Annotated in this window: 29 protein-coding genes; 13 read left to right on the forward strand and 16 right to left on the reverse strand. The window is 62.9% G+C overall.

Features of this window, described 5'->3' with window-relative positions; genetic code table 11:
- Positions 1-118 precede the first annotated feature (118 nt).
- Both NKJ55_RS20840 and NKJ55_RS20845 read left to right on the forward strand, forming a co-directional pair.
- The gene (locus NKJ55_RS20840; protein ID WP_352451506.1) at positions 119-901 is read left to right on the forward strand and encodes an SDR family NAD(P)-dependent oxidoreductase; all 783 of its coding nucleotides are present in this window, start codon (positions 119-121) and stop codon (positions 899-901) included.
- Between the two features lie 70 nt (positions 902-971).
- A complete protein-coding gene (locus NKJ55_RS20845; RefSeq protein ID WP_352451507.1) occupies positions 972-1,757 on the forward strand; it encodes a GntR family transcriptional regulator in 786 nt (261 codons plus the stop codon).
- Between the two features lie 17 nt (positions 1,758-1,774).
- Here the strand turns inward: NKJ55_RS20845 and NKJ55_RS20850 are convergent, their stop codons facing one another.
- Genes NKJ55_RS20850 through NKJ55_RS20860 form a run of 3 tightly spaced genes read right to left on the reverse strand, consistent with a single transcriptional unit; the run spans position 1,775 to position 2,321 of the window.
- Positions 1,775-1,963, reverse strand: coding sequence for a hypothetical protein (locus NKJ55_RS20850; protein ID WP_352451508.1), 189 nt, complete (start codon positions 1,961-1,963; stop codon positions 1,775-1,777).
- 8 nt (positions 1,964-1,971) lie between these two features.
- A complete protein-coding gene (locus NKJ55_RS20855; protein ID WP_280952094.1) occupies positions 1,972-2,100 on the reverse strand; it encodes a hypothetical protein in 129 nt (42 codons plus the stop codon).
- Positions 2,101-2,105: 5 nt separating this feature from the next.
- Positions 2,106-2,321, reverse strand: coding sequence for a DUF2934 domain-containing protein (locus NKJ55_RS20860; RefSeq protein ID WP_023676165.1), 216 nt, complete (start codon positions 2,319-2,321; stop codon positions 2,106-2,108).
- A gap of 240 nt (positions 2,322-2,561) precedes the next feature.
- Between NKJ55_RS20860 and NKJ55_RS20865 the strand changes: the two genes are divergently transcribed.
- The 6 genes from NKJ55_RS20865 to NKJ55_RS20890 are packed head-to-tail and all read left to right on the forward strand — an operon-like array spanning position 2,562 to position 6,650.
- A complete protein-coding gene (locus tag NKJ55_RS20865; protein WP_352451509.1) occupies positions 2,562-2,939 on the forward strand; it encodes a hypothetical protein in 378 nt (125 codons plus the stop codon).
- Positions 2,936-4,156, forward strand: a complete 1,221-nt coding sequence (locus NKJ55_RS20870; protein ID WP_352451510.1) for an NRAMP family divalent metal transporter — start codon at positions 2,936-2,938, stop codon at positions 4,154-4,156. Before NKJ55_RS20865 ends, NKJ55_RS20870 begins: the two co-directional genes overlap by 4 nt.
- On the forward strand, positions 4,156-4,518 hold the full coding sequence (locus tag NKJ55_RS20875) for a hypothetical protein (RefSeq protein WP_352451511.1): 363 nt from the start codon (positions 4,156-4,158) through the stop codon (positions 4,516-4,518). The genes NKJ55_RS20870 and NKJ55_RS20875 overlap by 1 nt, the downstream gene beginning before the upstream one ends.
- A complete protein-coding gene (locus NKJ55_RS20880; protein WP_352451512.1) occupies positions 4,518-4,856 on the forward strand; it encodes a hypothetical protein in 339 nt (112 codons plus the stop codon). The genes NKJ55_RS20875 and NKJ55_RS20880 overlap by 1 nt, the downstream gene beginning before the upstream one ends.
- Positions 4,857-4,890: 34 nt before the next feature.
- Positions 4,891-6,177 (forward strand): SDR family oxidoreductase, encoded by a 1,287-nt coding sequence (locus NKJ55_RS20885; RefSeq protein ID WP_352451513.1) that lies wholly within the window; start codon positions 4,891-4,893, stop codon positions 6,175-6,177.
- The gene (locus NKJ55_RS20890; protein WP_352451514.1) at positions 6,177-6,650 is read left to right on the forward strand and encodes a DUF2269 family protein; all 474 of its coding nucleotides are present in this window, start codon (positions 6,177-6,179) and stop codon (positions 6,648-6,650) included. Before NKJ55_RS20885 ends, NKJ55_RS20890 begins: the two co-directional genes overlap by 1 nt.
- Positions 6,651-6,689: 39 nt before the next feature.
- Here NKJ55_RS20890 and NKJ55_RS20895 read toward each other — a convergent pair whose 3' ends face one another.
- The 9 genes from NKJ55_RS20895 to NKJ55_RS20935 are packed head-to-tail and all read right to left on the reverse strand — an operon-like array spanning position 6,690 to position 15,224.
- A complete protein-coding gene (locus NKJ55_RS20895; RefSeq protein WP_023676158.1) occupies positions 6,690-7,259 on the reverse strand; it encodes a c-type cytochrome in 570 nt (189 codons plus the stop codon).
- Entirely contained in the window at positions 7,240-8,124 is an 885-nt protein-coding gene (locus NKJ55_RS20900) for a cytochrome c oxidase assembly protein (RefSeq protein WP_352451515.1), read from the reverse strand. Before NKJ55_RS20900 ends, NKJ55_RS20895 begins: the two co-directional genes overlap by 20 nt.
- Positions 8,121-8,462 (reverse strand): hypothetical protein, encoded by a 342-nt coding sequence (locus tag NKJ55_RS20905; protein WP_352451516.1) that lies wholly within the window; start codon positions 8,460-8,462, stop codon positions 8,121-8,123. Before NKJ55_RS20905 ends, NKJ55_RS20900 begins: the two co-directional genes overlap by 4 nt.
- A gap of 1 nt (position 8,463) precedes the next feature.
- Complete coding sequence (locus tag NKJ55_RS20910; RefSeq protein ID WP_352451517.1) at positions 8,464-9,069, reverse strand: cytochrome c oxidase subunit 3; 606 nt, start codon at positions 9,067-9,069, stop codon at positions 8,464-8,466.
- Positions 9,066-11,042: a cytochrome c oxidase subunit I gene (gene ctaD / locus NKJ55_RS20915; RefSeq protein WP_352451518.1), complete on the reverse strand. Its 1,977-nt coding sequence runs from the start codon at positions 11,040-11,042 to the stop codon at positions 9,066-9,068. Before ctaD ends, NKJ55_RS20910 begins: the two co-directional genes overlap by 4 nt.
- Positions 11,039-12,055: a cytochrome c oxidase subunit II gene (gene coxB, locus NKJ55_RS20920; RefSeq protein WP_352451519.1), complete on the reverse strand. Its 1,017-nt coding sequence runs from the start codon at positions 12,053-12,055 to the stop codon at positions 11,039-11,041. Before coxB ends, ctaD begins: the two co-directional genes overlap by 4 nt.
- Positions 12,052-12,585, reverse strand: coding sequence for a c-type cytochrome (locus NKJ55_RS20925; RefSeq protein ID WP_352451520.1), 534 nt, complete (start codon positions 12,583-12,585; stop codon positions 12,052-12,054). Before NKJ55_RS20925 ends, coxB begins: the two co-directional genes overlap by 4 nt.
- Position 12,586: 1 nt before the next feature.
- Entirely contained in the window at positions 12,587-13,450 is an 864-nt protein-coding gene (locus NKJ55_RS20930; protein ID WP_352451521.1) for a substrate-binding domain-containing protein, read from the reverse strand.
- Positions 13,431-15,224, reverse strand: coding sequence for a methanol/ethanol family PQQ-dependent dehydrogenase (locus tag NKJ55_RS20935; protein WP_352451595.1), 1,794 nt, complete (start codon positions 15,222-15,224; stop codon positions 13,431-13,433). Before NKJ55_RS20935 ends, NKJ55_RS20930 begins: the two co-directional genes overlap by 20 nt.
- Before the next feature lie 329 nt (positions 15,225-15,553).
- On the opposite strand from NKJ55_RS20935, the gene NKJ55_RS20940 reads away from it, so the two are divergent.
- From NKJ55_RS20940 to NKJ55_RS20950, 3 genes are all read left to right on the forward strand, one after another.
- Positions 15,554-16,384, forward strand: a complete 831-nt coding sequence (locus tag NKJ55_RS20940; RefSeq protein WP_502894793.1) for an SIR2 family NAD-dependent protein deacylase — start codon at positions 15,554-15,556, stop codon at positions 16,382-16,384.
- 92 nt (positions 16,385-16,476) lie between these two features.
- Complete coding sequence (locus NKJ55_RS20945) at positions 16,477-16,662, forward strand: hypothetical protein (RefSeq protein WP_352451523.1); 186 nt, start codon at positions 16,477-16,479, stop codon at positions 16,660-16,662.
- A gap of 188 nt (positions 16,663-16,850) precedes the next feature.
- The gene (locus NKJ55_RS20950) at positions 16,851-17,345 is read left to right on the forward strand and encodes a hypothetical protein (protein ID WP_023676147.1); all 495 of its coding nucleotides are present in this window, start codon (positions 16,851-16,853) and stop codon (positions 17,343-17,345) included.
- Between the two features lie 32 nt (positions 17,346-17,377).
- On the opposite strand, the gene NKJ55_RS20955 is transcribed toward NKJ55_RS20950, so the two are convergent.
- The 3 genes from NKJ55_RS20955 to NKJ55_RS20965 all read right to left on the reverse strand — a co-directional run bounded on the left by NKJ55_RS20955 (position 17,378) and on the right by NKJ55_RS20965 (position 18,370).
- Entirely contained in the window at positions 17,378-17,677 is a 300-nt protein-coding gene (locus NKJ55_RS20955; RefSeq protein ID WP_023676146.1) for a DUF982 domain-containing protein, read from the reverse strand.
- Positions 17,678-17,747: 70 nt separating this feature from the next.
- Positions 17,748-18,041 (reverse strand): DUF982 domain-containing protein, encoded by a 294-nt coding sequence (locus tag NKJ55_RS20960; RefSeq protein WP_352451524.1) that lies wholly within the window; start codon positions 18,039-18,041, stop codon positions 17,748-17,750.
- Between the two features lie 125 nt (positions 18,042-18,166).
- Positions 18,167-18,370: a hypothetical protein gene (locus NKJ55_RS20965; RefSeq protein ID WP_023676144.1), complete on the reverse strand. Its 204-nt coding sequence runs from the start codon at positions 18,368-18,370 to the stop codon at positions 18,167-18,169.
- Between the two features lie 313 nt (positions 18,371-18,683).
- Between NKJ55_RS20965 and NKJ55_RS20970 the strand changes: the two genes are divergently transcribed.
- Positions 18,684-19,247 (forward strand): sigma-70 family RNA polymerase sigma factor, encoded by a 564-nt coding sequence (locus NKJ55_RS20970; RefSeq protein ID WP_023676143.1) that lies wholly within the window; start codon positions 18,684-18,686, stop codon positions 19,245-19,247.
- A 50-nt stretch (positions 19,248-19,297) separates the two neighbouring features.
- Entirely contained in the window at positions 19,298-19,426 is a 129-nt protein-coding gene (locus tag NKJ55_RS20975; protein ID WP_352451525.1) for a hypothetical protein, read from the forward strand.
- 188 nt (positions 19,427-19,614) lie between these two features.
- On the opposite strand, the gene NKJ55_RS20980 is transcribed toward NKJ55_RS20975, so the two are convergent.
- Positions 19,615-19,833 (reverse strand): hypothetical protein, encoded by a 219-nt coding sequence (locus NKJ55_RS20980; protein ID WP_023676213.1) that lies wholly within the window; start codon positions 19,831-19,833, stop codon positions 19,615-19,617.
- Between the last annotated feature and the right edge of the window lie 88 nt (positions 19,834-19,921).

Consider the following 19,921-nt stretch of genomic DNA (forward strand, 5'->3'; position numbering starts at 1 on the left):
ACCACTCCCCACACCACCCCCACTTTTGCTGGGCTCTCTCCTCATACGCGGTCCGTTTCGGCGGCCCCATATCCCAACCGCCCGCCCCCCCCCCCCGCCACTGTTCGAGGGAGGATAAATGGCTGAGTTCAAAAAACGCGCACTGGTCACCGGGGCGGCCATGGGCATCGGCCGTGCTGTCGCCGAAAGACTAGCCGGGCAAGGCGTCGACCTGATTCTGTTCGACCGGGCGGGCGATCAGCTGGATGACGTCGCGGCGCAGCTTTCGGCGCGCGGCGTGACCGTGCACACCGTGCTTGGCTCGACCGCCGACACTGAAGCCTGTGGCCGCGCCGTCGAGCTTGCCCGGTCCGCGTTCGGCGGGCTCGACATGCTCTCCCACAATGCCGGCATCCAGCGTTACGGAACGGTGGAGACCACGGACGAGGCGCTTTGGGACGAGGTGATGAACGTCAACCTCAAGGCTGCCTACCTGCTCTCCCGCGCGGCGATGCCGCTGCTGCGGCAAAGCCGCGGCGCCATCGTCCATATGAGCTCGGTGCAGGGTCTGGCCAGCCAGGAAGGGGTTCTGGCCTACAGCACGGCCAAGCACGGCCTGATCGGGCTGGTCAAATCGATGGCCGTCGATTATGCGCCGCTGGGTGTGCGCGTCAATGCCGTCGCTCCGGGCGCGGTCGACACGCCGATGCTGCGGGATGCGGTCAAGCTCAACGATAAGCCCGACGAGATCCTGCGCATCCTCGACAACATGCATCCGCTCGGCCGTACCGCCCAGCCGCAAGAGATTGCCGCAGTCGTCGCCTTCCTGCTGTCCGACGATGCCTCCTTCGTCACCGGCGAGGTCGTACGCGTCGATGGCGGCCTGCTGGCGCGCATCGGCGGTTCTCCGCGCAAGGAATAACGTCGGCGCTGCTGCTTGCGCAGGCATTTCATGAACGGCTTGACGCTGCAGAGCCTATAAGGGGTCGCCGATGGCAGGGCTTTTGGGAATGCGGACCACCACCGAGGGGCGGTTGGGCGAAACCGGCCCCGGCGTATCGGTCGCGGCGAGGACGTTCGAGGTTCTGCTCGACCAGATCCTGACCTTCCGTCTGAAGCCGCATGAAGTGATCTCGGAAAAGGCGATGTCGGAAGCCCTTGGCGTGAGCCGCACGCCGGTCAGGGAGGCGCTCGCCCGGCTGGCCGGTCTTGGCTTGATCGACATTTATCCGCAGCGCGGCAGCATGGTGGCGCCGCTCCGGATTGCCGATCTCGAGAAATCGCAGTTCCTGCGCGAAGCGCTCGAAGTCGGCCTGATCAAGCGCGCGGTCGAGAGCCCGCGCCGTGCCGACCTGCTTGCCGTGCTCAAAGGCGAACTGGCCGTCCAGGAGACGTTCGCCTCAATCGCGGACGACAGGCGCTTCTTCAAGTCGGACGAGCTGTTCCACCAGCACATCGCCAGCCATGCCGGCTTCCCCGGAATCTGGGCCGACATCAGCGCGGCGAAGCTGCACATGGACCGCTTCCGCTTCCTGTCTTTTCCGCGCCTCGACAGCATGTCGGTGGTCCTCGGCCAGCATCGGCGGATTGTCGATGCGCTTGAGCAGGCCGACGCGTTTGCGGCGGAAGAGGCGATGCGAACGCATCTTCGCCGCATCTTCGAGGTGCTCGAAATCGTCCAGCAGCGCTATCCCCACTATTTCGAGGCCCCAGGCTCGACGGGAAAGAGGACCGAAGCAGCTGCCGTCGGTTTGGCCGAACGTCAACCAATAGTGTGAGCCCGCTGTCAGCCGGCTCAATCCAAGCCTGGGCCTTTCTTCGGCGCTTCCGAAGGTGTCTTGGTCTTGCTGCCGGATTTGTCGGAAGCTGGCTCGGCTTTGCGATCTTGACCCTCGCCGCCTTGCTCCTTGCGGAGCTGCTTTTCCACTATCGATCGCGATCCTTCCGCCGGGTCTTGTTCAGGATGAGTATCGGTTCCCGTCATGTCGGCTCCTATCCATTTTGATCAATTGCGTGCGGCGTGGGCTGACCTCCGCCGCCGGTTCTGTCGCGCCCGATCATCAGCCAGGCGGCGAACAGCACGACCAGTACGACCACGATCCAGGCGACGAAACGAGGCATCGGCCTCATGTCCCTCGCCGCCGCTTGCTGCCGCGTGCCTCCGGATCGGAGCCGGCCTCGACCGTTGGATCGGGCACGACCGGGCCGCGTTCGGCCTCGGAACCCTCAGCTTCGATCTCCTGCACGGCCTGATCCCAGTGCTCGCGCTCGCGTCCTTGCGGACGGCCTTCGCGCTCCCAGATCTCATGGGCTCGCTGCCTGATACGCTCTTCCCTGTCCATGGCCTTTGCCTCCTCATCCCCTAATCCGGCGATCGCTGGTTTGTTCCGCGGTGCCAGCGCCGTTCATCGCGGTTCAGTTGACCTGATCACCCAGCGCTCTAGATCAACCTTCGCGCCGAAGTCGCTTGGTGCGGGGAGAACAATCGTGTGGCAGCAACGCTACAAGCACGTATTGTAAATGCCGTTACAGCCGTCGGTCTTCGACCAGACCGCCCGTGCTTGCTGCTGATAATATTTGTATTGACGGCATGCTCGCCTTCCGACCAGGTCGAGCAGCAGTCGAAAACCGCGGCTTCCGCCACACAGACCGCATCGCTGGTCCTGGAGAGCTGGATCGCCGGGGGAGCCCCGTCGGAATACACGTCGCGCACTTTGCAATCGGTCGGCAAGGCGCTCGCCGATGCCGGTGCGCAAATCCAGTCCGCCAAGTCGCCTGAGCCCAGCGGGCAAGCCGGTCTGACGATGGCGGTTGGACGGCTTTCGGCAGCGGTAATTCGCGCGGCGACGGCCGTGCAGAACGGCAACCGCTCGGAAGTGGAACACGCGCAGCAGGATCTGCGGGCCGCCGCCGCCGATCTGAGCACGTCCTACGCGAAATATTTCGCGCCGAAATCATGAAGAAGCTGCTCGAAATATCGCTCGGCGTCGTCACCAGCGTTGGCGGCTTTCTTGAGGTCGGATCAGTGGCGACCGCCGCTCAGGCCGGCGCGGCGTTCAGGTTTCAGCTGATATGGGCCGTCGTCCTGGGCACGATCTGCATCATCTTCCTGGTCGAAATGGCCGGACGCTTCGCCGCAGTTTGCCATCACACCATCGCCGACGGGATCCGGGAACGGTTTGGCTTCAACGCCTTTCTGTGGCCGTTGCTTGCGACCTTGCTGGTCAATTTCCTGGTCATGGCAGCCGAAATCGGCGGTGTTGCCATTGCGCTCGAGCTCGCCACCGGCATCGGCTTTCATTGGTGGGCGCTGCCGGTCGCTTTTCTGGCATGGCTGTTCCTCTGGAAAGGCACGTTCGGCTTCATCGAAAAAGGCGTCTCGATCCTCGGTCTCGTCACGCTGTGCTTCGTGGTTGGCGCTATCATGCTGAGACCCGATTGGGGGCAGGTCGCGGCCGGCGCCGTGCCCACTCTGCCGGACCACGACGCGGCCAAATACTGGTTCATGGCGGTCAGCATTCTTGGCGCGTCGATATCGCCTTACCTGTTCATGTTCTATTCGTCGGGAGCGATCGAGGATCAGTGGGACAGGAGCTATCTCGGAGCCAATCGGGCGATTGCCGGCATTGGCATGAGTTTTGGCGGCACGATCGCGATCGGTGTGCTGATCGTGGCGGCGCTCGTGCTGGCGGCGCACGGCATAGAGCAGGTCGACGACTACCATCAATTGCCGCTGATGCTGATCCAGATCTTCGGTTTCTGGGGATTCATCCTGTTCGTCGCATCGCTCGGCATTGCCTGCTTCGGTGCCGCGCTCGAAATCGGGCTGCAGCAAGCCTATCTCGTGGCGCAGGGTTTCGGCTGGACGTGGGGCGAGGACCAGAAACCGCGCGACGATCCCGGCTTCAGCACCGTCTACACTGTCTCGCTGTTTCTCGCCGCCATTCCGATCGCACTGGGTCTCGATCCGCTGAAGCTAACCATCTTTTCCATGGCGCTGACGGCCGCCAGCCTGCCGCTGACCGTGGTGCCGTTCCTTTTCCTGCTGAATGACGAGCGTTATGTCGGCGAGCACCGCAATGGCATGATCGCGAATGCCGCGGTCATCTTCATCATTGCGCTCGGTTTCGTGCTCGCGATCGTGACCATTCCTTTGCAGATATTCGGAGGCACGTGATGGATTTGCTACGCGACATTCTGGACAAGCAAGTGGTCGACCGCGAGCAGGTCAAGATCGGCAAGGTGGACGGTCTGGTGGCCGAGCTCAGGCCAGGCAAGCCGCCCAAAATCGTTGCGGTCGAGCTCGGCTCGATCACGCTGGCGCGTCGGCTTGGCGAGCGACCCGGGCGCTGGATGGCGCGGCTTGCGGCAAGGCTCGGCGGCAAGCGCCATGCCGAGCCGCACCGCATCGCCTGGAACAAGGTGCGCGACATCGGCGTCGACATCGAGTTCGATATCGACGTCCGCGAAACGGCGATCTTCGACTGGCAGGACTGGCTGCGCGATCATGTCATTGGGCGCATCCCGGGAGCTGGATGATGGCCACCATCAATCTCGAGCAATTGGCTGGCAGGAATGTGCTTTCGCAGCGCGGCAAAAGCATCGGTCATATCGAGGAGATACGCGCCGAACCGGATGGCGACGACCTTGTGATTAGCGAGTACCATGTCGGCATCTACGCGGCCTTCGAGCGTCTGTCCGCTTCGGCCATCGGCATTGCGGTCCTCAATGTCTTTGGACTGCGCAGTCGCGACAGCATGTACCGCATCCCTTGGGACAAGCTCGACATCTCCGATCCGGCGCGGCCGCGGTTGTTATGCGCGACGGAAGAACTTTCCGGTATGAAGGGGAGTATCGAGGGCGATAAACCGGAATGAACGATACTTTCCCGCCGTCGGAGAATGGGGTCCAGTGAAAGTCCTGGTTACCGGCGCCACCGGCCTGATCGGTGCCTCGGTCGTGGCACGCCTTCTTTCCGAAGGACATGAGGTGATCGGATTGGTCCGCAGCCCCGGCGCAAACCGGACCGGCAATTATCAATTGCTGGTGCTGGACATGGCGGTGGCGCTGCAGCCCGAAGACTGGCTACCGCATCTCAGGGGCATAGACGCCGTCGTCAATTGTGCCGGCGTTCTGCAGGATAGCCCTCGTGAAAAGACGCGCGAAGTCCATCGCGAGGCGGCGGCAGCACTCTTCCTCGCCTGTGCGCGGGCAGGGGTTGCCCGGGTGATCCACTTCTCGGCAATCGGCGTCGATCGGGCGCAGGCTTCGACGTTCTCGGCGACGAAACTGGCCGGCGACCAAGCGCTTATGGCGCTTGATCTGGATTGGGTGATCCTGCGCCCGTCCGTGGTGCTCGGCCGGCCGGTGTTTGGGGCCAGCGCATTGTTTAGGGGTCTCGCCTCGCTGCCGGTGCTGCCGTCCATGCCCGCCACCGGCCGGCTCCAGGTGGTACTACTCGACGATGTGGTCTCAACAGTCGTCTTCCTTCTCGATCCCGACAGTCCGTCTCGCGTCGTGTTGGAACTTGTCGGTCCCGAACAGCTGAGCATGGACGAGGTCGTCGGCAGCTATCGCCGATGGCTCGGCTGGGCTCCTGCAGCCAGGTTTGTCTTGCCGGCGGCTGTTGCAAGGCTTCTCTACCGCCTCGGCGACCTTGCCGCGATGTTCGGCTGGCGTCCACCGATGCGCACCAACGCGGCCAGAGAGATCGGCCGAGGAGCGGTTGGAGATCCCTCGGACTGGACCGCTGCGACCGGCATACGCCCGCAAACCCTGGCGGGCTTCCTCGCGCTCAATCCGGCAACGGTGCAGGAAAAATGGTTTGCCCGGCTGTATTTCATCAAGCCGGCGATCTTCGTCGTCCTGCCCTTCTTCTGGATCATGACGGGAATCGTGTCGCTGACAACCGGCTACGGCAGCGGCGTCGATCTGATGCAAGGCACGGGGGCCGGCATCCTGTCGGCACCGGCCGTGATCGCCGGCGCTCTTGCCGACATCGCCGTCGGCGTGCTCATAGCCTGGCGGCCGGCGGCGCGAAAAGGCCTCTATGGCGGCATCGCGCTCTCGCTCTTCTACCTGGTCGTCGGAAGCTTCCTGAGCCCCGAGCTGTGGAACGACCCGCTTGGGCCGTTCCTCAAGGTGTTGCCGATCCTGGTGCTGCACTTTGTGGCCTTGGCAGTGCTGGAGGAGCGTTGATGCTCTATTTCCTGCTGAAATTTCTGCATGTCATCGGCGCATCCGTGCTGCTTGGTACCGGCGCCGGTATCGCTTTCTTCATGCTGCTCGCCCACAGGACCGGCAATGCCGCGACGGTTGCGGCGGTGGCGCGTATCGTCGTCGTCGCCGACTTCCTTTTCACCGCGACGGCCGTGGTCGCGCAGCCTTTGACCGGAGCCGCGCTTGCCTGGCAGGCAGGCTACTCGCTGTCGGAGGGCTGGATCGTACTTTCGATCGCGCTCTATATCTTCACCGGAATGTTCTGGCTCCCGGTCGTCTGGATGCAAATGCAGATGCGCAAGCTGGCATCGCAAGCCGCCACTGCAGGCGCGCCGTTGCCGCCGCGCTATCATCGGCTCTTCTGGCTGTGGTTCGCCTTCGGCTTCCCCGCCTTCGCTGCGGTACTCGGGATTTTCTGGCTGATGATCACTCGGCCTGCGATCGACTGGTGAAGACAGGCCGCGTGCAGCTGCCGGGATCAGCGATGACTTTCATTTCAGCGAATAGAGATAGGCCGCGATATCCCGCGCCTCCTGCTCGGAAATTCTGGTCGAAGGCATTGCCGTGTGCGGATTGATCTCTCTTGCGGCGCGTATCCAACGAACCATGTTTCGCGGGTTGTTGGACAATACGCCGCCGATATAGACCCGGGTGGCCAAGCTGGCGTCGAGGCGTGGACCGACCAGTCCCTGCGCGCCGGGCACGCCAGTGATCGTGTGGCATCCGGCACAGCCATTGGCCATGATGATTGGTATGGCGCGGGCGCCAACACCGCCGGTTGCATTGTCGGCCTTCTGCTCCACTCGACGGCTTTGCTCGAAGTACAACGCGATCCCGGCCAGGGCTGCAACAAGCACGACAATTGCCGCGGCGCCGAGGATGGGTCCGGACGGAGTGAAGCGCGATGTTGCGCGCACGCCGATGCTGCCAGGGGCATTGTCCGTCTTATGCGCGACCCTGACGAGGCGCTCCGGCCACAACGTCAGCGCCGCCCAAGCTGCGGCCAGCACGGCAATTGCCGTCCCGGCACCAATGACCAGCTTAGACAGCCTGGAGCGCATGCGACGCCTCCCATCTTCTCTGTCCACTTGAGCGAATCCACAGACCGGCCAGCAGCAACGCGGCTCCGCCATAAATCAGGCCGGCCGGAACCCACATCACCGAGCCGGCGAGCTGCTGGTCCTCGAGCGGGCTAAGGCTCCACAATTCCGCGCCGGCTGCGTTTACCGGGTACCACAGCCTTGGCGAGACCAGCAGCAGCACCCCGAGCAGGCCGGTGTGCAGCGAGGTGAAAAAGAGGTGCATGACTGCGCTGCCGTAGGCTTGTTCGCGGCCTGAACGCGGCAGCAGCACCCACCAGAACAGCAGCCCCGTACCGAAGAAGCTGGCATGTTGCGCATAATGCAGGACACCCTGTGCAAGCGCCGCCTCGAACAGCGCCGGAACGTGCCACGCCCATATCGCGACGCCGTGCAGGAAGGTCGCGGCTAGAGGGCGGCTGACGGCGGCCCAAACGGCTCGAAGCACCTTCGCCTGCCCGGCTGCGCCAAATGCCAGCCGCAGCTTGATCGGCAATGCCCACATCATCGCCGCCGCCGGACGGGAGGCGACCAGCAGGGGTGCCGCCACCGCCATCAACAGCTCGTGCTCGATCATGTGGGCGGTGAAAACGCGCTCACCCAATGCATGGAGCGGACTGACCAGTGCTGCCGCCAAAATGGCCCAGCCGGTCGCAAACAGCAAGGCTTGCCGCAACCGCAACGGGCGGCTGCGGGCACTCCGCCGCCACAGCCGAAAGGCGCCTGCCGCGTAAAGCAGTGCGATCATGGTTAGTGGCAGCGTGATCGGCAACGCCAGCGTCCAGCCGGCCTGCGGGGCGCCGGCACCGTAGCAGATCGAGGTCGAGAAGAGCGCGTCGAAGCTCATCGTAGGCAGCCGTCAACAATGAGCGAAGCCGCGCCTTGCATGACGATTACCAGCGCAAACAGCACCGCGCTGAGAATGCCGATATTGGCGACGAAATGCTCGGTGCCGCGCGTACGATCCGGTTTAAAGGCGGCGCCACCTTGCTGTCGCGCCCGCCACGAAAGCACGCCGCCGAGCAAGGCCAGCACTGTCAGCACCAGCGCAATGACCGGTATGACGGGAATGCCGTGGGAGCACTGCCACTCCACGACCGCGTAATTCAGCTGCGTCGACACCGCCCAGGCCAAAGGTCCGGACAACAGCCCGCCCCATGATGTGCCCAAGCGAAGCGCACGCATCTCAGTCAAGCCTCGGCATCCAGTAGATCAACAGATAGATCGGGATCCAGGTCGCGACCACGAAATCCCAGTAGAAGACGTTGTCGCCAACGTCCCCGAAACGCCGGCCGCTATAGCCATGGCGCGTGAACATCAGGACCGTCAGCACCAGCGTGTCGCCGACGTCGGTAATCAGGTGCGTTGTGTGAAGGCCGAGCAGGACCCACAACATCGAGCCGTACGCATTGGTATCCCAATAAATGTTGAGGGCCGGAAATTCGAACCACCGCACGACAAGCGGTGCGATACCGAGCAGCGACATGACGATCAGGCCGATGCGCACGGGCACCATGGCACAGGCTTCGGCGTAGCGGTTCAGTATGTGATTGGGCACCACGCTGGCGAGCAGCAACAGCGTGACGATGGTGCCCGGCCAATGGTTGGGCGGCGGCACGCCCAATGGCCATTTGGGCGACAGATAGGCGAGGTAAAGATAGGTGCCTGCGGCGAGCGCAAAGCCGGTGCCTTCCAGCGCCATGAAGGCGAGAGTGCCCCACCAGGTCGGGCTGCGCGGTCCGATCCCGAAGGTCGGGAGTTTGGAAAGATCGGCGACAAGACGCTGTTTCATTCCTCATCCTCCGGATCGCCTTTCGGCCAGAACCAACCGATCAAAGTGATGGCGATCGGCCCGGCTCCCCAGACCACCGCCCACGGGCTGAAGATCGAATAGAGAAAGGTGGCGCCGACGGCGAGCGCGGCGAACAATGGCCAGATCGACGGCGTCGCCGACTTCTCGCGCACCTCTGGATGCGCCTCTGCCACGGTCGAAATGACAAGTTCGCGCGCGTCGACGCGAAGCCCGGTCGCGACAGGCAGCGTGTCACGTTCGGCCCAGAGCGGCTCGGCGTGGGTAACCACCGGGATCCGAGCGAAATTATAGCTCGGCGGTGGAGAGCTCGTCGCCCATTCCAGCGTGCCGGCATTCCAGGGATTGTCCCCGGCCGGGGCGCCCCTCGAGGCGCTGTACACCAGGTTTATAGTGAACAGAACGAAGCTTAGGAACAGGATGATCGCGCCGGCTGTGATGAACAGGTTGATGTTGCCCCAGCCGAGTTCCACCGGATAGGTGTAGACCCGCCGCGGCATGCCCCACAGGCCGACAATGTGCATCGGAAAGAACGCCGCATTGAAGCCCAGGAAGGCAAGCCAGAAGTGCCAGCGTCCGAGACGTTCGCTCATCATCCGGCCGGTGATCTTGGGGAACCAGAAATAGGTCGCGCCGAGCAGCGGGAACACCGACCCGCCGATCAGCACGTAATGGAAATGCGCGACCACGAAATAGGTGTCGTGCACTTGCAGGTCCAATGGCACCGACGCCAGCATCACCCCAGTCAGGCCGCCCGCGACGAACGTGAAGAAGAAGCCGAACACGAACAGCAGCGGCGTTCTGATTATCGGGCGTCCGTCCCACAATGTCGCCAGCCAGCAGAAGATCTGCAACCCGTTCGGAATGGCGATCAGCATGCTCGAGGCCGTGAAGAAGCTCGCGCCGAGCTTGGGCAGACCGGTTGCGAACATGTGGTGAACCCACAGGCCGAACGACAGAAAGCCGACTGCGATCAAGGCGAGTACCATGCCCAGATAGCCGAATACCGGACGCCGGGCGAAAGCGGCGATGATCGAGGACACCATGCCGGTAGCCGGCAGGAATATGATGTAGACTTCGGGGTGGCCGAAGAACCAGAACAGGTGCTGGAACAGCAATACGTCGCCGCCCTCGGCGGGATTGAAGATATGGGTGCCGACCAGCCGGTCGAGGATCAGGAACGTCGACGTGATCATGACCGCCGGCATGGCGAACACGATGACGAAGGAGGTGACCAGCATCGCCCAGACATAGAGCGGAATCTTGTCCAGCGACATGCCCGGCGCACGCTGCTTCAGCACGGTGACGATGGTGGCAACCGCGACCGCCAACGATGACACTTCGGTATAGGTGATCATCTGCGCCCACACGTCGGAACGCTTGCCCGGCCCGAATTCAGGGCCGGACAGCGGCACGTAGGAGAACCAGCCGACGTCGGGCGCCATGTCGAGTGCAAACGACACCCAGGCGAAGAGGCCACCGGAGAGATAAATCCAGAAGCTGAATGCATTGAGGCGCGGAAAGGCGATGTTGCGGGTGCCGACCATCAGCGGCACGAGGTAGATGCCGGTCGCCTGGACGATCGGCACCGCAAACAGGAACATCATGGTCACGCCATGCATGGTGAACAGCTGGTTGTAGCGGTCGGGCCCGATCAGCCCGCGCTCCGGCCCCGACAGTTGGATGCGCATGGCAACGGCGCTGAGGCCACCGAGGCACAGGAAGGCGAAAGCGGTGATCAGGTAGCGCCGCGCGACAATCTTGTGGTCGACGCTCGAGAGCGCACCGATGATGCCCGGCGCCGTCTGCCATGTCCGCGCCAGCCAGCGGTCGAGGCTGGAGTCGTCGAGGCTGGTATCGCGAGGACCGTCGCGCTCGGGGGCCAGGTCTCCTTTGCCGGCCGCTGCTCGCTCGCCGGCGAGCCGACGCTCACGGGCCACGTCGGCGCTGCTCATTTCAGGCCCTCGAGATAGGCGACGATCGCATTCAGTTCGTCCCCGTCCAGTCGCACCACGGGCATGTGGGCGCCTGGCTTGATCCCCTGCGGATTGGCTATCCAGGCTGCGAGATTGCCGCGGCTCATTGTCAGCGTGCCGGCAGCGAGCGTTTGCCTGCTTGCGATATGGGTGAGGTTTGGGGCGACCGTGCCGCCGGCGATGGTGCCGCCGATCTTGTGGCACATCACGCATGGCCGTTTGAGGAACAGGTCGTGGCCGGTTTTGGCCTCGGCCGACACGGGAGCGGCCGCCGGCCGCAGCTGATCGTTCAGCCAGGCATCGAAGACGGGCCGAGGTTCGGCGATGATGAAGGTGCTCATATTGGCATGCTGCGCGCCGCAGAACTCGGCGCATTGCCCGCGATAGACGCCGGGCTTGTCCGCCTTCAGATCGAGAACGTTCTCGTGGCCGGGGATAAGGTCCAGCTTGCCCGAGAGGTTCGGCACCCAGAAGGAATGGATAACGTCGGTCGAGGTCACCACAAGCCGCACCGGCTCGCCCGCCGGGATGTGGATTTCATTGGCGGTCGTCAGGATGCGGTTCGGCTGATCGTTTTCGTAGCGCACCTCCCACCACCATTGATGCCCGGTCACCCGGATCGTCAGCGCCGAATCCGAGCCGATGGCGGCGAGCGTCCGGTTAGCGAAGTAGCTCAGCAGCGTCAGGCCGACCAGGATCAGGGCGGTAGCGGCGAGTGCGGCGACGACAATTCGCATCTTGCTGCGCTCGGCGGCAGCGTCGAGGACAAGCGGGTCGCCGAGCGGCGCCGGGCGCCGGGCCAATGGCACGATCAGCACGGCCATCACCAGAAGCCAGACCACCGTGCACAGCGCGGTGAAGAACCAGATCAGCCATGCGAGTTCGCCCGCGGCCGGCCCCTTTGGGTCGAGCGCGGATTGCCAGCCGCTGCACCCTGCAAGGAGCAGGATGCAGGCCGTGCCCCCGCACACCGTCCAGACACCGCGGCTCACGGCGACTTCCCCAGCGTCGCGGCGTCCGGCAGGCGATTCTCGGATGGATGGGGCATCATGTCGTCGTCGCGGCCCGGCGCGGCGGAGGACGGTGCGTTGCCGCTCAGTGCCCGGACGAAGGCAGCAAGCTCCCATATTTGGTCATCCGGGATCGTGTCGCGGAAGCTCGGCATGCCGTTTGGCCGGCCGTCCCTGATCGTGGCGTGGATGCTTTCGATCGAGCTGCCATAGAGCCACTTCTGGTCCATGAGCGCCGGGCCCATGCCGCCGCCGCCATTGGCATGGCAGCCGGAACAGTTGAACCAGTTGAACAGACGCTTGCCCTCGCTGAGGTGGAAGGCGTTGGCCTCGAACACGCCGGCCTTGCTGTCGGACGAGGTCGGCCGTTGGCCGCCCGGCTCGAGGGCAGTCACGGCTGCCGGTTGATCGCCCGAGCCGAGCGCCGATTGTGGACGCGTGTCGCGTTCCTCACGCCGGCAAGCGGCAACCGCGAGGATTGCGAACACCAGCAAGAGAAGACCTCGCTTCATTTCAAGGCGCTCCGACAGGATCGAGGCGGGGCACCTGGTAGGTCGCCAGGATCGCGTCGATCTCGGCGCGGCGTCTGGTCAGGGCGGCGTTCACCTCGCTGCGCAGCGTATCGTCGCCACGGCGCACTCCCATCGAGATGTCGAAGATCATCGGCAGTTGCGGGCCGTCCACGCGCGGCGAAACCGGCGTGATCCGCAGCGCCACCTTCTGCCTGGATGCAAAGTAGCCGGCCAACGGCCCCCAGACGACGGCCATATCGATGTCGCCATTCGCGACCGCCTCAATGATGCGCGCTGGCGGGTTCGGCGCCGAATAGTCCCCATAGACGGGGAAACCGATGAGATGGCCGACGATGCCACGACGGCCAAGCGCCTGGACGGGGGGCGAGTTGGCGCCATCGTCGCCGATCAGCTGGACGCCGATGTGCAGATCGCGCAGGCGAGGATCGTTGAAGGACGTGATTTCCGGCGCATCCTTGCGTGTCACGAACACATAGGAAGACCGGTAGTAGGGCGCGGTGGTGCGCAGCATCTCAAGATTGGCGGGCGCGCCGGGCACCAGATCGCATAGCCCGGCCTTCAGCGTGTTGCGGACGAAGCCACGGCGCTGTGCCCACCATGTGTAGGAAACAGTCGCGCCAAGCTCCGTCGCGACGAGTTCGGCGATCTTGTTTTCAAAGCCTTGCCTGGCGGCATTGGAGAACGGCATGTTGTTGGGATCAGCGCAGATCCTCAATTCGCGCGCATCGGCAACGGCGGCGACGAGCGAGAGCGCCAGTGCGCCGACCGCGGCGCCAACCCGCCGGGAAGATTTTCTCCGTGCGCGCGCAACTCGGCCGGTCGTCTCAAGGGAGCCGGAACACATACAGTGTACCTCCCGGCGTGGTTACATCCTTCAGATCCTTCATGACGTTGACGAAGCCGAGCGCGGCGGTGGCGTCGCGCGGATCGAGATCGCCGGATACGATCGCGCCGGCCCAGCCGCCGACGCCCGAAAGAATCGCGACATATTGGTGCCCGTCCGGGCCGCGATAGGTGACCGGCTGGCCGATGATGCCGGACGACGTTTTGAACTGCCACAGCAGTTCGCCGGTCCTGGCGCTGACCGCCTTGAACCAGCCTTCCATAGTGCCATAGAACACGATGTTGCCGGCGGTGGCGACGGCGCCGCTCCACACCGGAAAGTTCTCCTTCAGGCTCCACGCCGGCTTGGCGGCGGCGACATCCCAGGCGGTGAAAGCACCGCGATTGCCGCCCGGCCCGGGGATCATGCGCACGTTCATGCCGACATAGGGCGTGCCGGCGATGTAATTCACCTCGACGCCCTCTTCATCCATGCAGAGATTGTTGTGCGGGATGTAGAGCAGACCGGTCTTGGGCGAGAATGCCGAAGGCTGCCAGTCCTTGAGGCCCGATGCGGTCGGGCAGATGTCGCGCACGACCTTGCCGGTGCCGGTCTTCTTGTCCGGATTTACAATCAGCCGGCCGGTCTTGAGGTCGACGCCCGTGCTGGAATTGACTGGCCCGAAGGGGACTGCCGACAGGACCTCGCCTGTGGTGCGATCCAACAGATAGACGTAGCCGTTGCGTTCCGGTCGGACCAGCACCTTGCGGGGCTTGCCCTGCCAGGTCATGTCGAGCAGCACCTGTTCGTTGATGCCGTCGTAGTCGTGCAAATCGTGCGGGGTCCATTGATAGAACCATTTGGCTGCGCCGGTGTCGGGATCGCGGGCAAAGATTCCGGCGGTCCATTTGTTGTCGCCGGGCCGCAGATCCGGATTCCACGGACCGGGATTTCCGGTGCCATGGAAGATCAGGTTTAGGTCCGGGTCATAGGAGATCCAGCCCCACACATTGCCGCCGCCGATCTTCCAGGCGTCGGGCGGCCACGACGTCACGCCGAGATCCTTGCCCTTGTCCATGTCGTAATGCGGCTTGAAATCGGGGCCGATCAGCACCTCGGCGTCCGGGCCGGTATTGTAGGCCGTCCAGACGACGTGCCCGTCGCTGGCGTCGAGCGCCTTGATCCAGCCGCGTACGCCCATTTCGCCGCCGGAATTGCCGACCAGAACTTTGCCCTTCACCACCAGCGGCGCCATGGTGATGGTCTCGCCGATATTGACGTTGCCGATATGGGTGTTCCAGACCGGTTTGCCGGTGGCCGCATCGACGGCGATGGCATGGCCATCGAGCGTGTTGAAATAGATGCGCCCTTCGAAGAAGGCTGCACCGCGGTTGACCACGTCGCAACAGGCAACTCCCTGCGCGGCGGGCTCGGGGTTGGGCTCGAATTTCCACTTCATCGGCGCGCCGGGCTTGGTAAGGTCAAGCGCATAGAGGATGTTGGGGAAGGGCGTCACGATGTACATCGTGTTGCCGACGACCAGGGGCGCGGCCTCCTGGCCCTTGTTGACGCCGGTCGAGAAGGTGAAGGCCACCTGCAGGTTCTTGACGTTGTCCCCGGTGATCTCCGCAAGTTCGCTGTAGCGGGTCGAGGCGTAGTTCTTTGCCGGCATCGCCCATTGGCCGTCGTCGGGCGGAGCAGCTGCGGCAGGCGGATTTATCGCAAAGCTTGACGTTGACTGAGCAACCGCCGCGGTAGTCAGCGCGAAGCCTGCCAGCAGCGTCCATCCCAGCATCGCAGCCAATGGCCTCTTTCCCCTTTTGCCAGGCACCCTATTTTTCGCCGCCACCAGTCGCGCTTGCCTCATTGGCTGTCGAGTTTGCCGACGTTGGCGCAGAGCTCCATTAGCTGCAGCTGCGCCGTGTTTGTTGAACACTCTCCAACGCGTGAGCGGCGCAGAAGTGCCAAATGCAACGAAATAAATGTCGGATTCGGTTGGCCAAAGTCGGCGGCCGGGCGCTCGGGACAGCCGATCCGAATGTTAGCACTCAAGTCGGAAGTAAATCTATTCCCGGTGGTCCGGGTTCGGCTGGAACGGAGCGGCGCTTTTCGCAGTTGTGTCGAATGCTGTCTGCAGTCGAGCAACTGGCTCAATCGGTAAAAGAGCGGCGAGCGATCTTGTTCGTTGGAGCCGGGGTGTCGATGAGCGTCGGCTTGCCGTCCTGGCAAAAGCTCATCGAACACATGCAAAAAGAGCTCGGTCTGGACGAGGATACGATCGGTGCGCCGGAGGCCAGCTATCAGGCGCTTGCCGAATACTACCGGCTGAAGCAGGGGAGCCTCGGCCCTTTGCGCAGCTGGATGGATCGTGAATGGAGCGTCTCGCGGGAGAAAGTGCAGGGCTCGGCGATCCACAAGCTCATCGTGTCGCTCGATTTTCCGATCATCTACACGACAAACTACGACCGAAATCTCGAAGTTGCCTTCGAGATCCATAGCCGGCCCTTTGTCAAAGTCGCCAATGCGAAGGATTTGCCAAAGGCCACTGGCGAGGTGACGCAGATCATCAAATTCCACGGCGATTTCGACGACGACAAATCTTTGGTCCTGGCGGAGACCGACTATTTCGACCGGCTATCCTTCGATTCGCCGCTCGACGTGAAATTTCGGGCCGACGCGCTCGGGCGCACCATCCTGTTCATCGGCTACAGCATGTCCGACATGAACATCCGTCTGCTGCTGCACCGGCTTTGGCAGACCTGGCGCCGCTCCGGCTATGACAAGAATCGCCCGAAATCCTTCATCTTCATGTCGCAGCCGAGCATCGTCCAGGAGGCTGTCCTCGGCCGCTGGGGCATCGATATGCTGACCGAAGCGGCCGACGATCCTGAGGACGCGCTGCTCGCATTCCTGAACGAACTCAAGGACAGGGTGGGCCGGCCAGAAAGCGCGTGAGAGAACCTGCGGAAAGCGGATTGGTCCGGCAGTGGGAACCGGCTGATCCGATGTGAGTTCGGGAGGACTAACGTATCCGGGACCGAGCCTCGATGAGCGGACGCAAACACAAGCGCAGAGTGCATGCCAAAGACGGCCTGTCGGCCGAGCAGGCCTATGAGGTCAATTTCTTTGCCCGCAGGTGCGGCCTGACCAGGGACGAAGCACTCAAGATGATGCGAAATGCCGGCAGGTCCAACGATGGCACCAAGGCATCTGGCGAATCCGGGCCGAAGTAGCCGCATGGGTTCTACATAGCGGGCGGCCGGGACGGTCATCCGGCACAGCTGCTTCGTCGTCGGTCTCGGTAATCCGCATGGCAGTCGGTGGTGGCGCGCACCGCTGAGGATCGAGCGATGCAGCGGCCGCCGATGGAACATCCGCCGACAATTTTCGTTGACATGCTCCACAAGGCGAGAGGTCGAACATGTCGAAGTTCCAAGCCGCTACCCCGGAGCGTTTGCAGCAGCTCAGGCTTGAGGCGACAGCGCACTTTGCGCCGCTCATACTGCGCGAGGCGCTGGTGCGTCTCTGCCGAGCGTGTGGAAGCGAGAGCCTCGAACGGTTCGAGAAGACCATGGTTGACCAAATCGAGGCATCGCGTGACGAAAAGGCCGATTTCGACACGATGAAGGAATTTGCCATCGAACAGCTCTATGGCTGGATTCGAGAGGTCAGGTCTTCACCGGACATGACACAGCCGCTGGAGAATGTAGACACCCGAAGGACCCCTGGCCGCTCGGAAGAGCCGCAGACGCTGGAAGACCAGCTGCAGGCGGGTCTGGAGGATTCTTTCCCCGCAAGCGACCCGCCGGCTGTTGTTTCCACCGCGATCCCCGGCGGATCGAAGAAGCTGGTCGGAACCGACGAGGTCCTCAGGCAGCAGCGGGAGAAAAAGGCCGAGGAAGCCAGCCATTCGTGATAAACGGCTCTGCGGGGAAGCAGCCTGCCGGTTCACCCGCCGTCCGGCATGAAGGCTGTCCGGGCATGTGTGTCATGCGGCTCGCCTTCGACAAGAATCTTCGCTTCCAAAGCCGCGTCGATAAATGCTTCGCGGGCTTCCGCTGCCGTAATCTGGCCGATCTGGGCGCCATCCAGTGCATCTCCCGCCATCAGCGACAACGGGGCATTGCGGGCAGGCCATTTCTCGCTTTTGAGGCAGTAAGAAGCCTCGAAAACGGAGCTGACCATTCGCGATCGTCCCGGCTTGCCGAAGTAGATGCAAACCGGAGCATCGAACTTTATCTCCAGCATGGCGGTCCTCCCGATTTAACCACCCTTGATATAAATTAGCCTCAGCGGGTCACATGGCCTGCTGGGCATTTTAGCCGACGTCGCGAACCGCAGTGGGATTGATGCCTGCTGGTATTTCGGCGGCGATATCGTAGGCCAGAATGCCCGCCTTGCGGGCGAATGAATCGAACGCCGCGCGCACCGTCTCGACGTCGACCTCGTCAGCCAGCCCGGCGCGACAGGCGTCGAACGCCGCCTTGTGCGCCGGACCGCGGCTCGGCCATTCGTTTAAGACGTCATAGGCCTGCCAGATATTTTCGACATGGCGAGGGAAACCAAGGCCGACGAGAATTGGAACGGGGCGGCCAAACGATTTTTTTGTCATCTGTGTCTCCGCGAAAGAGCCTGTCGCATCAACGCTGGGCGGACGCGAGGCCCATGCTCTTTAACGCGGGATTGCTGCACGGGTTGCAGCGGGTTTGTTCGATCGTGCGCCGGCCGATGCTGGCGTCATTTGTTGGTCCGCATCTTTTGCCGGGGATTGATACCGCCTTGAGGCGTGGTGTCGTTCTCGACATCGCCTTCGAACGTGTTGTCGCCCTGATCGAGCCGGTCGCCCTCCTTGATCGTGCCCTTGGAACTGCCGATGCCGGGATCGTTGGCAAGGTCGCTATCGGCCGGCGTTTTGCCTTTGGCGTGCTTGTTTCCTGTCATGGGTTCCTCCTGTTTTGAGGTGGCGGACTGTCCTTGAGGTGGCGGCCCAGGCTCGCTGCGAAAATCGCGTTTCGACACGCCAATGGCGGCGCCCCGGATTTTCGGACGGCTTAGATTCCAACTCCGCGATCCCGACGGTTGTTCCGTCAAAAATATCGCCGTCGGCCGGGATTGCCCAGCCAAGCCGCTCCGGTTCCTGGACCGGGTGATTTTCGCCAGCCGGAACGATCTTTCGCCCAATGCATTTAACTGGTCTGCGCTCACGAACTCATTCTGGACGGGAGCTGGACCATTGCCACCTACAGCCTACGCCTTGGCGACTCGCGAAACCGAAGAAGTTTCCATCGTCGACCTCATACCCGCTTTGAGGGCTTTCGCCCGCACCTTCTGCCGCACTCCCGATGATGCCGACGACCTGGTCCAGGAGACGCTGACCAAGGGCTTGGCCAACATTGACAAGTTCGAAGCTGGAACGCGCATGAAGTCATGGCTCTTCACGATCATGCGCAACACCTACTACACGCGTGTCAGGGCCGCGGTGAGGGAAGCGCCCGGCCTGCTCGACTGCGCTTCGCTGCGGCCGATCTCGGAAGCGACGCAGGAATGGTCCGTACAGGGCAAGGAGGTCCACCAGGCCATCCAGAGTCTTCCTGAGCACCAGCGCGAGGTTCTGATGTTGATAGGCGTTCTGGGCATCAGCTATGAGGAAACGGCCGAAATATGCGGTTGCGCGGTGGGAACCGTGAAGAGCCGGCTCAACAGGGCACGCGCCGGCGTGCTGGAATACCTTGGCGAAAGTTCCTCACAGACCCTGATGGAAAGGCGCAGCTATCTGTCCGAAGGACAGCTGGACTTCGAAGCCGAGAGGCGCCGCTAATACACGTCACGTTAGTTGCTGGTCTCGCGCAAGCGCCTTTCGACAAGCGCATGCTGCAACTCGATCGCAAGTTTGGTCAGCCTGTCAGGAACCCTTTCCTGCTCGATGGCCGCAAGCAAGGAAGCGATTTCCCGGTCTATCGTCAGATCGGCACGCGTGCTGACGGAATCTTCCCTTGAGCGAGACATCGCGTTCTCTTGGCAAATGTTGGTCCCTTCACCTCACTCTGGTGGCAACAGTGCGAGTTTGCAAGAATTTGCAGGGCGTCCATGCGACCGGCTTCGGTCCTTGCACAGCTTCGTCAGCGGTTGGGTTCTCGCGGTGTTTCAATTGCTCGCCGGCCGCAAGCCACATGCTGCCGCAACGATCAGTCTTCAGGCCGCCGATCCGCTGAATGATCCTGGTACTGCTCGGACTTGACCCGATTGCCGTCGAGCCCACGCTCCTTGGTGTGCTGCTTCTTGTCTCTGTTGGACAGAACGGCGTTCTCTCCGATCTTGTCCTTGGGAAGATCGGTCATCGCGCCAGCGCCAGCGCCTTTGCCGTGACTGCCGCGACCGATGTGCTTCTTGCTGCCGGACGCCATCTTGTTCTCCTTCATACTGTCGAATAGCGGCTTTTCCCGTTCGGCATCCGAACCAGCGTTGGGCCGCAATGTTCCGATGGAAATCGTA

Source organism: Mesorhizobium sp. M0106 (assembly GCF_040322715.1).
GTDB lineage: Bacteria > Pseudomonadota > Alphaproteobacteria > Rhizobiales > Rhizobiaceae > Mesorhizobium.